Source organism: Aureimonas altamirensis (assembly GCF_023702225.1).
Taxonomy (GTDB): Bacteria; Pseudomonadota; Alphaproteobacteria; order Rhizobiales; family Rhizobiaceae; genus Aureimonas; species Aureimonas altamirensis_B.
Genome location: NZ_JAMQCO010000004.1, coordinates 177247 through 190900, shown reverse-complemented (window position 1 = coordinate 190900; position 13654 = coordinate 177247). Strand labels below are relative to the sequence as shown.

At 65.0% G+C, this 13654-nt stretch carries 14 protein-coding genes; 6 read left to right on the top strand and 8 right to left on the bottom strand.

Annotated features, from left to right (window positions below; translation table 11 throughout):
• Window positions 1-2 precede the first annotated feature (2 nt).
• On the top strand, window positions 3-692 hold the full coding sequence (locus NDN16_RS08460) for an AzlC family ABC transporter permease (RefSeq protein ID WP_251113185.1): 690 nt from the start codon (window positions 3-5) through the stop codon (window positions 690-692).
• A complete protein-coding gene (locus NDN16_RS08455; RefSeq protein WP_251113184.1) occupies window positions 689-985 on the top strand; it encodes an AzlD family protein in 297 nt (98 codons plus the stop codon). The genes NDN16_RS08460 and NDN16_RS08455 overlap by 4 nt, the downstream gene beginning before the upstream one ends.
• A 51-nt stretch (window positions 986-1036) precedes the next feature.
• Here NDN16_RS08455 and NDN16_RS08450 read toward each other — a convergent pair whose 3' ends face one another.
• Window positions 1037-2047, bottom strand: coding sequence for a TIM44-like domain-containing protein (locus tag NDN16_RS08450; RefSeq protein ID WP_251113183.1), 1011 nt, complete (start codon window positions 2045-2047; stop codon window positions 1037-1039).
• A 252-nt stretch (window positions 2048-2299) separates the two neighbouring features.
• On the opposite strand from NDN16_RS08450, the gene NDN16_RS08445 reads away from it, so the two are divergent.
• Complete coding sequence (locus tag NDN16_RS08445; RefSeq protein WP_251113182.1) at window positions 2300-2815, top strand: BA14K family protein; 516 nt, start codon at window positions 2300-2302, stop codon at window positions 2813-2815.
• A 58-nt stretch (window positions 2816-2873) separates the two neighbouring features.
• Here the strand turns inward: NDN16_RS08445 and NDN16_RS08440 are convergent, their stop codons facing one another.
• Window positions 2874-4703 carry an aminopeptidase P family protein gene (locus NDN16_RS08440; protein ID WP_251113181.1) on the bottom strand — a complete coding sequence of 610 codons (1830 nt, stop codon included), beginning with the start codon at window positions 4701-4703 and terminating at the stop codon, window positions 2874-2876.
• 128 nt (window positions 4704-4831) lie between these two features.
• Here NDN16_RS08440 and NDN16_RS08435 point away from each other — a divergent pair, with 128 nt between their 5' ends.
• Window positions 4832-5074, top strand: a complete 243-nt coding sequence (locus NDN16_RS08435; protein WP_251113180.1) for a hypothetical protein — start codon at window positions 4832-4834, stop codon at window positions 5072-5074.
• Window positions 5075-5150: 76 nt separating this feature from the next.
• Here NDN16_RS08435 and NDN16_RS08430 read toward each other — a convergent pair whose 3' ends face one another.
• Both NDN16_RS08430 and NDN16_RS08425 read right to left on the bottom strand, forming a co-directional pair.
• Window positions 5151-6011: a 50S ribosomal protein L11 methyltransferase gene (locus NDN16_RS08430; protein WP_251113179.1), complete on the bottom strand. Its 861-nt coding sequence runs from the start codon at window positions 6009-6011 to the stop codon at window positions 5151-5153.
• A gap of 22 nt (window positions 6012-6033) precedes the next feature.
• The gene (locus NDN16_RS08425; RefSeq protein WP_251113178.1) at window positions 6034-6660 is read right to left on the bottom strand and encodes an SCO family protein; all 627 of its coding nucleotides are present in this window, start codon (window positions 6658-6660) and stop codon (window positions 6034-6036) included.
• Between the two features lie 60 nt (window positions 6661-6720).
• On the opposite strand from NDN16_RS08425, the gene NDN16_RS08420 reads away from it, so the two are divergent.
• Window positions 6721-7383, top strand: a complete 663-nt coding sequence (locus tag NDN16_RS08420) for a DapH/DapD/GlmU-related protein (RefSeq protein WP_251113177.1) — start codon at window positions 6721-6723, stop codon at window positions 7381-7383.
• Between the two features lie 9 nt (window positions 7384-7392).
• Here NDN16_RS08420 and NDN16_RS08415 read toward each other — a convergent pair whose 3' ends face one another.
• Together NDN16_RS08415 and NDN16_RS08410 are read right to left on the bottom strand one after the other, a co-directional pair.
• Window positions 7393-8562: an MFS transporter gene (locus NDN16_RS08415; RefSeq protein WP_251113176.1), complete on the bottom strand. Its 1170-nt coding sequence runs from the start codon at window positions 8560-8562 to the stop codon at window positions 7393-7395.
• 12 nt (window positions 8563-8574) lie between these two features.
• Window positions 8575-9306, bottom strand: a complete 732-nt coding sequence (locus NDN16_RS08410; protein ID WP_251113175.1) for a class I SAM-dependent methyltransferase — start codon at window positions 9304-9306, stop codon at window positions 8575-8577.
• A gap of 35 nt (window positions 9307-9341) precedes the next feature.
• Between NDN16_RS08410 and NDN16_RS08405 the strand changes: the two genes are divergently transcribed.
• Window positions 9342-10145 (top strand): PhzF family phenazine biosynthesis protein, encoded by an 804-nt coding sequence (locus NDN16_RS08405; protein ID WP_251113174.1) that lies wholly within the window; start codon window positions 9342-9344, stop codon window positions 10143-10145.
• A gap of 19 nt (window positions 10146-10164) precedes the next feature.
• On the opposite strand, the gene NDN16_RS08400 is transcribed toward NDN16_RS08405, so the two are convergent.
• Together NDN16_RS08400 and NDN16_RS08395 are read right to left on the bottom strand one after the other, a co-directional pair.
• On the bottom strand, window positions 10165-10746 hold the full coding sequence (locus NDN16_RS08400; protein WP_251113173.1) for a Fic/DOC family protein: 582 nt from the start codon (window positions 10744-10746) through the stop codon (window positions 10165-10167).
• Between the two features lie 268 nt (window positions 10747-11014).
• Window positions 11015-13603: an ATP-dependent helicase gene (locus tag NDN16_RS08395; RefSeq protein ID WP_251113172.1), complete on the bottom strand. Its 2589-nt coding sequence runs from the start codon at window positions 13601-13603 to the stop codon at window positions 11015-11017.
• Window positions 13604-13654 lie beyond the last annotated feature (51 nt).

Below are 13654 nucleotides of genomic sequence, written 5' to 3'. Positions count from 1 at the left end.
CCATGCTCGACATTCGCGAACTGCGCGCCGCCCTGCGCGACGTGGCGCCCGTGCTGGTGCCCATGGTGCCCTTCGGCGCGCTGTACGGCACCCTGGCGATGGACGGCGGCTTCACCGTGGCCGAGGCCATCGGCATGTCGGCCTTCGTTTACGCCGGGGCTTCGCAACTCGTGGCGCTGCAACTGCTGGCGATCGAATCGCCGCTCTGGGCCGTGGTGCTGTCGATGTTCATCCTCAACTTCCGCCATGTGCTCTATTCGGCGTCGATCGGGCGGCATCTCGGCGCCTTCACTCCGCTCCAGAAGACAGCCGGGTTTTTCTTCCTGGTGGACCCGTCCTATGCGGCCGCGGAGGCCCGGGCGCTGCGCGGCCGCCTGACGAAGACCTATTATTTCGGCTATGCGCTGGCGCTTTATGTGGTGTGGCAACTCTCCACCGCCGTCGGCGTCGTCTTCGGCGGGCTAATCGCTGACCCGCGCGTCTTCGCGCTGGATTTCGTGCTGCCCGTCTATTTCCTGGCGCAGACGATGGCCTTCCAGAATCGGGATGGATTCTTTCCGGTGGCCGGCGCGAGCTTCGCCGCATCGGCCCTCGTCTACATGACGCTCGGCGCACCCTGGCACGTGACGCTGGGTGGGCTGGCAGGCCTGGTCGTTGCGGCGGTACGGCGCCTTCCGGAAGACCCGGCATGAGCGGAATCTGGCTTCTGGTGCTCCTGGCGGCGGTGACCACCTATGCCACCCGTGTCGGCGGCTATCTCGTCCTGCAGCGGATGGGGCGCATATCGCCGCGTCTCGACGCCATTCTGAACGCCGTACCGGCGGCCGTGCTGCCGACGATCTTCGTCCCGGCCTTCGTGGACGGCGGGTGGGTGGAACGCTGCGTTCTTGTCCTGTGCGGCTTGCTGGCCGTTCGCCTGTCGCTTCTCTCGACCGTCGCCATCGGGACGGCCATCGTGATCGTCGCGCGGCTTGCCGGCCTATGAAAAAAGGCCGGTCGGTGGCGACCGGCCCTTGTTTTCGATTGCGGATGAAGCTCAGGCTTCCTGAATCGCGGTCAACTTCCATTCGTCGTGATGGTCGCGCAGGAAAGTCCAGACTTCCGTCGATTCGACCGGTTCGCTGTCCGAGCCCTCGACGATGTTCCCGCTTTGCCGATCGCGCAGAACCTGGATCATCGAGTAGCGCATCGCGACGGTGGCGAACTCACGCGAGCCTTCCTTCCAGCTTTCCGCAATGTCGCCCTGCAGAAGCTTGACGTCGCGGACTTCGCTTTTGACGCCGCGCGTGGCGTTCTGCGACAGCTCTTCCGAAAGATAGGACATGATCTCCGGCGTCGTGATCTCCCGGATTGCGGCATAGTCTTCACGGCCGAAGGCATCCTGCAACTGATAGAGACGCTGTTCGAAGATGCCGAGATCGTCCGGGGTAATCCCAAGCTCGTCCGGGTTGCCGCTGCGTTCCGGTGCCGACGCCGATGCCGCGCCCGTGGCGGCGCCGCCGCCCAGGCCGGCCCCGAGGTGGCGGAAATCGCGTCCGCCACCGGCGGCGGGATCCTGCCGCTCATAGTTCATGGCATTGCCGCGCTGACGCTGGTTGCCGGCCGTTGCGGTCTGCGGGCGCGAGCGGAACAGGCGCATCGCCAGCCAGATGACGCCGGCGATCAATGCGATCTGGACCAGAAGCGCCATGAAGCCGCCAAGGCCGCCGAAACCAGCGCCCATCAGCAGGCCGAAGAGACCGCCAAGCATCAGTCCGCGCATCAGCGGGCTGCCGAACAGGCCGCGATTGGCCGCAGCGCCGGCGGCTGCGCCTGTCGCGGCGCGGCCGGCATTGGGCTGCGCGGCGGTGCCGGGCGTGATGGAGCGCTGCACCGGAGCGGCCGAAGGGGCGGTATTGGTGGCGGGGGCGGACTGGAAGGTCCGTGCGCCGCGGCTGCCGAAGCTGCCGCCGCGCCGCGCCTCTGCATAGTCCACGGCCACGACCGAGAAGACGAGCGTGAAGATCGCGAGCAGGGCTCCAAAACGATATTTGTGCAGTGCAGCCATGCTGCGGCCTCCGATTCTTGTATCTGCTTGCTGCGATATAGTGTCGAGCGCACCTCCGCTTGAAGGGCCAGACAAGAAGTTCCGCCGCACCGGCGATCAATTTATCGCCAGCGCAGATCCATTTGGCCGCAGGCGCGTTAACCATCATCGGGATCTGAGCCGATGCCTCTGGCCCAGTCCAATGTCCGCATTCAGCGGCCATTCAGGTGACGGATGGTTGATAGGGGCGAAGGATCTCCAAGGAGACACGCCATGTCATTGGTTAAGAAGTTGAGTGGAAAAGCCCTGATCGTCGCAATGGCGATGGCGATGTTGCCGGCCAGCGTGGCCGTGCCGCAGAACGTCAATGGTGCGATGGGCAACGTCGTCGCCGGTCTGTTCGGCGCAACGCAAGCCAAGGCCGATCCCTGGCGCCAGCGCCATTGGGATCGGGGTGGCTATCGCGGTTATCATGGCCGCCGCGACTGGCGCGATTCCCGCCGCTGGGACCGCGGCCCGCGCTACTACCGGCGCGATCGCGGGAACGCGGCAGGCGCCGCGATCATCGGCGGCATCGTCGGGCTGGGGGTCGGAGCTGCGATCGCCAGCGCCAACCAGCCGCGCTACATAGAGCCTGCGCCGCGCCGTTATGTGCAGCCGCAGTACTCCTATGCGCCCCAGCCCTGGACCCGGGAGTGGTATCAATACTGCTCGCAGCGTTACCGGAGCTTCGATCCCGGCAGCGGCACGTTCCAGCCCTATAACGGGCCGCGCCGCATGTGCCGCTAGTCGGCAATCCGGCATTGCAACAGGCCCGCCGTCCGGACAGGACGGCGGGCCTTGCGCGTCAGCTGCCCAGCGGCGCCGTTGCGCCGGCCAGCCATGCGCGGTCGGCCTCGTCCGGCAGCAAGGGCGCAAGCCTGCTTCGGACCTCCGCATGGTAAGTGTCGAGCCATGCGCGCTCGGCCTCATCCAGAAGCTCGGCCATGATCAGTCGACGGTCGATCGGTGCGAAGGTCAGTGTCTCGAAGCCGTGCATGGGCAGGTCGCCGCCGTCGATTTCGGCCGGTGGCGTCACGAGAACGAGGTTCTCGATCCGAATGCCGAAATGCCCTTCTCGATAATAACCCGGCTCGTTCGACAGGATCATTCCGCTTTCGAGTACCGTTGCCCCGCGCCTGGATATGGACTGAGGCCCTTCATGGACGGCGAGGTAGGAGCCGATACCGTGCCCCGTGCCGTGCGCGTAGTCGCAACCGGCTTTCCACAAGGCCACGCGGGCCAGCGGATCGAGGTCCATGCCGCGCGTGCCGACCGGAAAACGGATCGTTGAAATGGCGATCATGCCCTTGAGGACCAGGGTGAATTTGCGGCGGCGCTCCGCATCCACCGTGCCGATGGAGACGGTGCGGGTGATGTCCGTTGTGCCGTCGCGGTATTGCGCACCGGAATCGATCAGGAACAGTTCGCCATCGCCGATCGTCCGGTTCGACCGGTTATTGACACGGTAGTGCGGCAGCGCGGCGTTGGGCCCGGCGCCGGCAATGCTGTCGAATGAGATATCCAGCAGCGGCATGCCGTCGCTTGCCGCCGTCTCCGTGCGGAACGCTTCCAGACGGCGCGCCGCGTCGATCTCGGTGATCGTGCCGCCGGGCTGGAGGTCCAGCCAGTGCAGAAAGCGCACCATGGCCGCCCCGTCCCGTAGATGCGCGGCGCGGCTTCCGGCGATCTCGATATCGTTCTTGCGCGCCCGCGGCAGCCGAGCCGGGTCGGGCTTCAGCACGACGCTCGCGCCGCTTTCCTCGATCAGCTCGACGATGCGCTCGGCTTCCAGGGCGGGGTCCACGAGAACCCTTTCACCGGCCCCGAAGCCTCGTAGGGCAGCGTCGAAGGCGTCCGGAGCGGCCAGGTCGGCAAGGGCGGAAAGATAATCCTTCACCGCGCCGTCCAGCTTGTCCGGGTCCATGAAGATGGTCGGCCTGCCGTCGCCGCGCAGGATCGCGAAGGAAAGGGGCAGGGGCGTGTGCGGTACGTCCTGGCCACGGATATTGAAGACCCAGGCGATCGAGGACGGATCCGTCAGGACGGCCGCCGTGCCGCCGGCCGCGCGCACGGTTTCCGCCATTTCTTCCAGCTTGGCGGCCGCGCTTCGGCCGGCGAGCGTTTCCGGATGCTGCACGACCTTGCCTTTCGGCGCCTGCGGCCGGTCCTGCCAGATACGGTCGATGGGGTTGTGCGGCAGGGGCACCAGCTTGAAACCGGCTTCCTCCGAGGCCTTGCGCAGCGCGGCGGCCTCTCCCTGCGTATGCAGCCAGGGGTCGAAGCCGATCGTCATTCCGGCCGCCGCACCGGACAGATATTTGGCCAGCGGCGTATCGATGGAGCTGGCAGTCTGCATCACGGCAGGGTCTACCTGCTCGCGCGCCTGCGTCGTGTACCGGCCGTCCACGAACAATGTCGCCGAATCGGCAAGCACGACGGCGTAGCCCGCCGAGCCGGAGAAGCCGGTCAGCCACGCAAGGCGCGCCGCGGCATCCGGAATGTATTCGCCCTGATGTTCGTCGGCGCGCGGAACGATGAAACCATCGACGCCGAGATGGGCGAGCTCGGCGCGAAGAAGTTCGAGGCGGTTGGCGCTGGCGGCCGAGCTTGCGCTCTCTTCGAATGACTGGAACACCGCTGATGGCCTTTCGGGACATATGAACAAATGATGAAGACGATGCGAGAATCGCCTTGCGGTTTGCGAAACGGACCTATGCAACGGGAGGCATAGCTCGATCCGGCGCAATGACGCATATAGGGTTCATGAGAGGTTACGAAGACCTTTCCGCAGAGGCTTCCGACATGTTGACGACCCAGACCCACCGCCCCACGCCCGTTTCTCCGCGCCTTGCCTTCACGTCGCGTCGGATCGCCAGCGCAGAAGGCCGCCGGATCCCGTCTCGTCTGCAGGTTGCCGGCGGACGTGGTCTCCAGATGGACGAGATGGTCAGTCTTCTGGGCCGCCGGGGTTCCTTCTTCGAGGTTGCGGCGCCCGAACGGCACTGATTTCCCGGTTCGGCAGCCCTTCATCGGCACTATGCTTCAACGCCGCGTCGGCCCTTGCGACGCGGCGTTCGTCGTTTCAGCGGCCGAGATGCAGCGTGACCCAATCGCCCATGCGGATCGTGCGCCGGTGATAGAGCGCCTGGTCCCGATAGGCGGCCAGGACGGCCTGGCGCTGCCGCGCGAGTATGCCGGACAGGACAATATCGCCACCGCGCTCCAGCCGCCGCTCCATCGCAGGGGCCAGCCGCATCAGGGGGCCGGCGAGGATATTGGCGACGATCAGGTCGAAGCGCGCGCCATCGGCGAAGGCAGGGCCGTTGAAACCTACGGCGACCGCGGTTCGCACAAGCGCCGAAACGCCGTTGGCCCGCACATTGCCCCGAGCGACATCCACGGCCACGGGGTCGATGTCCGTGGCCAGCACGGGAATGCGCGCAAGGCGCGCCACGGCGATGGCAAGGACGGCGCTGCCGGTTCCGAGGTCCAGCGCGTTGCGCGGGCCCTTGCGACGCAGGATATCGCCGATCATCGTCAGGCATCCGGCCGTGGTGCCGTGATGGCCCGTTCCGAAGGCCTGCCCCGCCTCGATCTCGATGCCGATGTCATTGGCTCCGACGCGGGCGCGGTCGTGCGCTCCGTGCACGAGGAAGCGGCCGGCCCGCACCGGCTTGAGGTCGGCCAGCACGCTCTGCATCCAGTCGATGGAGGCGTCGATGTCCTCGCGCTCCGGCGCCAGCGGTTCGAACAGGGCGAGGATGTCCGCCGACTGCGCCGGCGCCTCTTCGAAGTAGATGGACACTTCGAAGATCTGTTCGTCTTCGTCTGCCTCGAAGATGGAGACCGGCGCTCCATAAGCCTCGAAGGCGGCGTCCAGCCGCTCATAGGCCGCTTCGGCCGCCGCGCGCGGGCCGCGCGCGAAATATCGTAACTGGCTCAAGCGCCGCTCCGGATTCAAATCGTCAAAGGGTCGTCAGGCGGTCCAGCTTCTGAAGCGCGGTTTCCGGGTTTTCCTGATAGGCGATGGTGCCGACGAACTGGCCTTCCGTGCCCAGCATGATGACGCTGGCCGTATGGTCCATCGTATAGGTGCTGCCGGTTTCGACCCTGGCATGGTGGACGCCCCAGCCCTCCAGCATCGCGTTGACCGCTGCCGGCTCACCGGTGATGCCGGTTATGTCGGCGTCCATCGATTCCACATAGCGCTTCAGAACCTCGGGCGTGTCGCGCTCCGGGTCGACGGTCACGAAGACGACGTTCAACTCCTTGCCTTCGTCGGCCAGCTGGCGCTGGTAGCCGGCCAGTTCGTAGAGTGTGGTCGGGCAGACGTCCGGGCAATGCGTGAAGCCGAAGAAGACGGCGGTGGCGCTGCCCTTCAGGATGCTTTCCGTTACGGGCTGTCCATCCTGGTCGACAAGCTGGAAGGGTGTCCCGTAGGCTTCGGCCGCCTGCTCCGCGGTCGAAAACTGGCGTATGCCGACCGCCCAGACGATAACCAGCAGCGCCGCGACGAGGGCGACCAGAAGCCAAAGACCCATACGCAGGGCGGCCATGCGGCGCGGACGACGCTCGAGCGGATCTTGGGACATGACGCTTCTCCAATCTTATCCATCGCGATACATGAAGCCAGCGCGGACGGGAAGGCGGGCATGACGAAAACGGATTGGGACGGCACCGATATCCGCTTCCGCCCGGAGGCGGCGCGGATCCATGGCAGCGCCGAGGTGAAGCAGAGCACCATCGGGCGCTATTGCGAAATCGGCCCGCGCTGCGTGCTGCGCGAAACGGAACTCGGCGATTTCAGCTATTTCGAGCGGGGCGGCGAGGCGATCTACGCCCGTATCGGACGTTTTTCCTCCATCGCCGCAAACGTGCGCATCAACGCGCTCGATCATCCCATGGAGCGGCTGACGACTCACAAGATTAGCTATCGCCCGAACGAATATTTCCGCTTTTTGCCGGTGGACGCCGCATTCCGCGAGCGCCGGCGCAGCCGCGCCGTCAATATCGGGCACGACGTCTGGATAGGGCACGGCGCCGTCATCATGCCGGGCGTCACAGTCGGCAATGGAGCGGTCATCGGCGCGAATGCGGTCGTGACGCGGGATGTGGAAGCCTACACGATCGTGGCGGGTGTGCCGGCCAAGGTCCTGCGGCGGCGCTTCCAGCCCGCGACGGCGGCCCGTATCGAGGCGCTCGGCTGGTGGAACTGGCAACCGGAACGGCTGTTCCAGGCCATTCCGGATATGCAGGAGCTGCCGATAGAGACCTTTCTGGACAAATGGGAGGCGGCGACGGCCGGCACGCTCTGACCGACCCCGTCAGCGGCTGCGTTTCTCCGTCATCACGAAGGCGAGCGCCGTTGCCGGGAAAGCCGCTCCCAGCAAGGCGACGGCGGGCCAGCCGAAGGCTTCGAGCACTGGGCTGGTGAGCGCGGATCCGACAGCGCCCCCCAGGAAGAAGATCGCCATGTAGACGGCGTTCAGGCGGCTTCGGATATTGTCGTCGAGCGCGAAGATTTCGCGCTGGCCGATGACCAGATTGGCCTGCACGCCGAGGTCCACGAGAATACCCGCCAGAATGAACAGCGCCATGGAACCGCCTGCCACACAGGCCGTGAGAAGCGCGGCGACCGCAAGCGACATGGCCGCTATGGTGCCGGTGCGGATATATCCACGGTCGGCGAGGCGGCCGGCGACCGGCGCGGCGCAGACGCCGAATACGCCGCTAAGGGTGAACAGCGCTACCGCGTAGCCGCTGTAGTTATAAGGCTCGCTCATCAGGACGATGGGCGCGCCTGTCCAGAAGATCGCGAAGGAAGCGAACATCGCGGCGTGGTAGAGGGCGCGCCGCCGCAGTACGGGTTGGCTGCGGAACAGATGCCCGAGAGAGCGGATCAGCGCCGGGTAGGGTTGGCTGGCCGGAGGTTGGCGACGCGGCAGCGCCAGCGCGCACAAGGCAGCCAGAACCAGCATGAGGCCGGCGGAAACGAGGAATATCCCGCGCCAGCCGAGATACTCGGCGGCAAGGCTGGAAACGGGCCGCGCCAGAAGGATGCTGCCGAGCAGGCCGGCCATGACGTTGCCGACGACCGCGCCGCGCCGCTCCGGCGGAGCCAGGTGGGCGGCAAGCGGGACGATCATCTGGGCCGCGCAGGCGGTGACGCCGATGACGACCATGGAGATGAAAAGCGTCGGCAGCGACCCGGCTGCCAGGAGCCCAAGGCAGCCGAGCACACAGAAAGCCATCGTCGTCAGGATGAGCTTTCGATTTTCCACCACATCGCCCAGCGGGACGAGCAGGATAAGGCCGAGCGCGTAGCCGAGCTGAGATGCGGTGACGACGCCGCTTTCCAGCGCGGGCGGCATGGCGAAATCGCCGCCGATCAGCGATAGCACAGGCTGCGCGTAATAGAGGTTGGCGGCGAGGACCCCGCAGGTCAACGCCATCAGGATGGTCAGGATACGGCCGATACCGGTGGTTGCAGTCATCTGTTCCGGTCCTTACTGCCGTTGCGCGGCGATCATCAGGATCATCGGTCGCTCCTGCTCCTCGGCGAGGGAGGGTGTCACGGCGATCTGCTGGGGCGAGGGGGAGAATTCCTCGACCCGGCGAATGGCGAAACCTGCGTGGATCAGCGTATTCAACGTCGTCGCCGCCGTTCTGTGGTACTTCAAAACGCCCTTGGTGAACCAGTCGGTGCGACGGTCACCCTCGATGGAATACTGGTTGACCGGCCAGGTTCTGCGTCCGTCTTCGTCTGCCAGCCAGCGGGGATGCGCTGCCGCCATGAAAATGGGATGCTCTATGGTGAATACGAGATGCCCCTCAGGTTTGAGCGCAGAATGCATCACGGCGCTCAACCGCCTGAAGTCCTGAACGTAATGGAATGCGAGAGCGCTGAAGATGCAGTCGAACGCCGATGTAGGTAAATCCAGCGTATCGAGATCGCCGATCCTGTAGTCGATGCCGTCGACGAGCGTGTCTCGCACAGCGCGATCGATCATGTTCCGGGAGAGATCGATGCCGAGCACCGATGAGGCTCCATGTTCCCGCATCCAGCGGGAAGCCCAGCCGAAGCCACAACCGAGGTCAGCCACGACACAGCCCGCCAGGTCCGGCAGCATGGCGCGCAGAACCGGCCATTCCGGGGCGCCGTAAAGGCCCAGACGCTGGCGGGGCAACTGACTGTAGCCTTCGAAAAACTCCGGGCTGTCGTACACGTTCTGTGCCATGGTCGTTGACTCGTACTTTTGGGGGAACAGGCAGGATGCCGGAATTCAGGATGTTTCAGGTCGACGCTTTCACGCGAACCCGGTTCGCGGGCAATCCGGCGGCCGTCGTCCTCCTGGACACATGGCTGCCCGATGCCGTTCTGACGGCGATCGCTGCCGAAAACAACCTCGCCGAGACGGCCTTTCTCGTCGCCGCGGACGAGGACGGGCATGAGCTTCGCTGGTTCACTCCCACGACCGAGGTGCCGCTGTGCGGCCATGCCACCCTTGCCAGTGCGCTCGTGCTGGCCGACGAGATCGGCCTGGCGCCCCCTTTCCGCTTTCATACCCGCAAGTCCGGTACGCTGCTCGTGGACCGATCGGAAGCGGGATTTTCCATGCGCCTGCCGCGCCGCAGGGTGGACCCCGGCGGCGATCCGGCCGAAATCGCCTCGGTGCTCGGCACGCCGGTGCTGGAAACGCGCTTCGTTCCGGTGGACGGCGACGGTACGGTGCTGGCGCTGGTATCGGACGAGGGCGCGCTGATGGCCATGCGACCGGATATCGCCGCCATTGCCGCACTGGATGCGCGCAGCCTGCTGGTGACGGCGAAGGGCGACAGCGTGGACTTCGTATCCCGCTACTTCGCGCCGCGCTTCGGGATCGACGAAGATTCCGTCACGGGGTCGGCGCATTGCGCGCTCGCTCCGTTCTGGGCTGAGAAACTGGGCGGGACGGAGTTTACGGCGCGTCAACTGTCGAGGCGAGGCGGGGACCTGGCGTGCCGCCTCGAGGACGACGCCGTCATCATCGCCGGCGATGCCGTGCTCTACCTGCGCGGGACGATCATCGTCGACTGATCAGGCAAACTCAGTTTCCTTATAGTTCGCTCAGTCCTTTGCCGATCAGCAGGGCAAGGGGACGCTCGTCGCCGTGAAAACTGTCGATCATCGCAGACAGCACGTCATCCGGCTGGAGGATCGTCTCATCAAGCCGATACCCGGCGTTGGCAGCCATCATGCTCAGAAAGGTCAATTGAGTTCGACCGTTCCCATCCCTGAACGGGTGAATGGCGTTGATCTCCGCAACGAGGTGCGTTGTCTGCGTAACAAAAAGATCGAAAGGAAGCGCCGCCACGGCGTCTGGAGGGCCATACTCGTCGAATGCTCTCCCAAGTTCATGCGTGATAAATTCGGGATAGCAGAACCAGTTTCCAGCTTTACCGATTCGGACGGTGCGCGGCCGTCCAGCCCAGATGAATACGTCCTGGAACAGATGCCGATGGATATCCAACAGATGCGCAGCATCGAAGTTGCCTTTTGGTAGCGCCTCGTCCGCTCGCAGTAGAAACAGCAGCGTCTCCGCTTCGTCTAATGCCGACTGTTCCCGAATATCCAACAGATTCCGCAGAACAGTGGTGCCCGGATAGCAGTCCGGATCGTCGTGAACGGCATAAGCCAAGGTCGACTACTTCGATGCGAGAATTTTCTTCAACGCCGCCCTGCGATCGGCACCACTCATGTCCCGCAGCGCGCCGGACCGTAAGACGATTTCCATCCGAGGAGAGAGCTTGAGGCCTTCTACGGCGCAGATGGCTTCCCCTAATCGTGGTGACAGAATGAAGCCCCCGGACTTCGTTCGGGAATGCAGAGGATCTCGGCTCTTGTCCATATCTTGAACTCCGGCATGCCCGCTTCGGTGCAGGCGGGCAGACGCTTGTCATCATCCATTAGATCGGTTGAACGAAGCCGTCCAGCACCCGCTTCTGGCCGGCCTTGTCGAAGTCGATGGTCAGCTTGTTGCCTTCGACCGAGGCAACCGTGCCGTTGCCGAACTTCATGTGGAACACCCGGTCGCCGGTCGAAAAGGCGCTGGCCTCCTCGGCAACCGATTTGGCGACCAGCTCTCCCGAGATTTCACGAGGGCCGCCGTCCCGTGCGGACGAGTACAGGCCCGCGCCCTTGCGCGGCGGCTGATTGGAGCCCCGCGACGGGCGCATCGAATGGGCCTCCGTCATGCGGCCGGCAAAACCGGGGGCGCCCTCATCACGCAGGGTTCCGTCGCGGTTGATATAGCGGTCAGCCTGCGCGGCGGCCCGGTCCCGGGCGCTGGTCGGGCCCTTGTCGGCATAGGCGATACCGCCGCCGCGCCCGCCCGAGTAGCCGCCACCGCCGCCTGCAGCCTGTGCGCGCCGCCAGCCCGGCGTCTGGTAGCTCGACGTCGAGAAGCTGGACTGATCCCATCTGCTGGCGCCATAGCCGCCATAGGTGGACGGCGCTTCGATGACTTCCACATGCTCTTCCGGCAACTCGTCCAGGAAACGCGACGGAATGGTGCTCTGCCACAGGCCGTGGATACGCCTGTTGGAGACGAACCATATCTTGACGCGCTTCTTGCCGCGGGTCAGGCCGACATAGGCCAGCCGTCGCTCTTCCTCCAGGCCGGAGCGTCCACCCTCGTCCAAGGCGCGCTGATGCGGGAACAAGCCTTCCTCCCAGCCGGGCAGGAACACCGTTTCGAACTCCAGCCCCTTGGCCGAATGCAGCGTCATGATGGAGATCGCATCCATCTGCTCGTTCTGCTCGGCGTCCATGACGAGCGCGATATGCTCGAGAAAGCCGGGAAGGCTTTCGTAGTCGTCCATGGAGCGGATCAGCTCCTTCAGGTTTTCCAGCCGCCCGGGCGCCTCCGCCGACCTGTCGTTCTGCCACATGGCGGTGTAGCCGGACTCGTCCAGGATCATCTCTGCCAGGTCGGTATGGCGCATGGTGGGCACGAGGTCGCGCCAGCGATGAAAGTTCGCGACGACCTCGGCCAGCGCGGCGCGCGGGCGCGGCTTCAGCTCGTCGCCTTCGATCAACTCGGCGGCGGCGGCCAGAAGCGGAACCTGCCGTGCGCGCGCATATTCGTGGATCAGTCGGATCGCGGCCTCGCCGAGGCCGCGCTTGGGCGTGTTGACGATCCGCTCGAAGGCGAGGTCGTCGGCCGGCTGCACCGTGGCGCGGAAATAGGCCAATGCATCCCGGATCTCGAGCCGCTCGTAGAAGCGCGGGCCGCCGATGACGCGATAGTTGACGCCGAGCGTGACGAACCTGTCCTCGAACTCGCGCATCTGGAACGAGGCCCGCACGAGGATCGCCATGTCGTTCAGCGCATGGCCCTTGCGCTGCAACTGCTCGACTTCCTCACCGACGGCGCGCGCTTCTTCTTCCGAGTCCCATGCGGCGTTGACGCTGACGAGTTCATCTTCGGGGTCCGCCCTCTCGGTGAACAGGGTTTTCCCGAGCCTGTCCTCGTTATGGGCGATCAACTGGCCCGCCGCTCCGAGGATATGGGCAGTAGAGCGGTAATTGCGCTCCAGGCGGATCACGACGGCTCCCGGAAAGTCCTTTTCGAAGCGAAGGATGTTGTCCACTTCTGCACCGCGCCAGCCATAGATGGACTGGTCGTCGTCGCCTACGCAGCACACGTTGCGCGCGCCGTCCTGACCCGTACGCTGCGCCAGGAGACGCAGCCACAGATACTGCGCAACGTTCGTATCCTGATATTCGTCGACGAGAATGTAGCGGAAGCGTCGGTGATATTCGTCGAGCACGCTCGCATTGTTCTTGAAGATCTCGATCGGATGCATCAGCAGGTCGCCGAAATCCGCCGCATTCAACTGGCGGAGCCGTTCCTGATAGGCCTGATAGAGCAGGCGTCCCTTGCCGTCGCCGAAGGCGCGGGCGTCCCCCTCGGGGATGCGGTCGGGCGTCAACGCCTTGTTCTTCCAGCCATCCATGAGATTGGCGAAGGTGCGCGCCGGCCAGCGCTTGTCGTCCAGGTTCTCGGCCTGGATCAGCTGCTTGATCAGCCGGATCTGGTCGTCCGTGTCGAGGATGGTGAAGTTGGGCTTCAGTCCGACAAGCTCGGCGTGGCGACGCAGGATCCGGACGCCGATGGAGTGGAAGGTGCCGAGCCATGGCATGCCTTCGACCTCCTCGCCGACGAGCAGGCCGATACGGGTCTTCATCTCGCGCGCGGCCTTGTTGGTGAAGGTCACCGCCAGGATCTGCGAAGGGTAGGCGCGTCCGGTCGCCAGGATGTGGGCGATCCGCGTCGTCAACACGCGCGTCTTGCCGGTTCCCGCACCGGCCAGCACGAGAACGGGCCCTTCCGTCGTTTCCACGGCTGCGCGCTGCTCGGCATTGAGCCCGGCGAAATAGGCCGGCTCCTGCCCGGCCGGCATGCGTGGACGCATGCCGGCCAAGGCCCGCGCGGCGATCCCCGCCTTGGGTGACGCGGGCGGCGTGCCCGGATTGTCTGTGGAATCGGTCATCGCACCATATCTAGTGAAATTTTCCGCCAACACTAGAACTCCGCGACATAT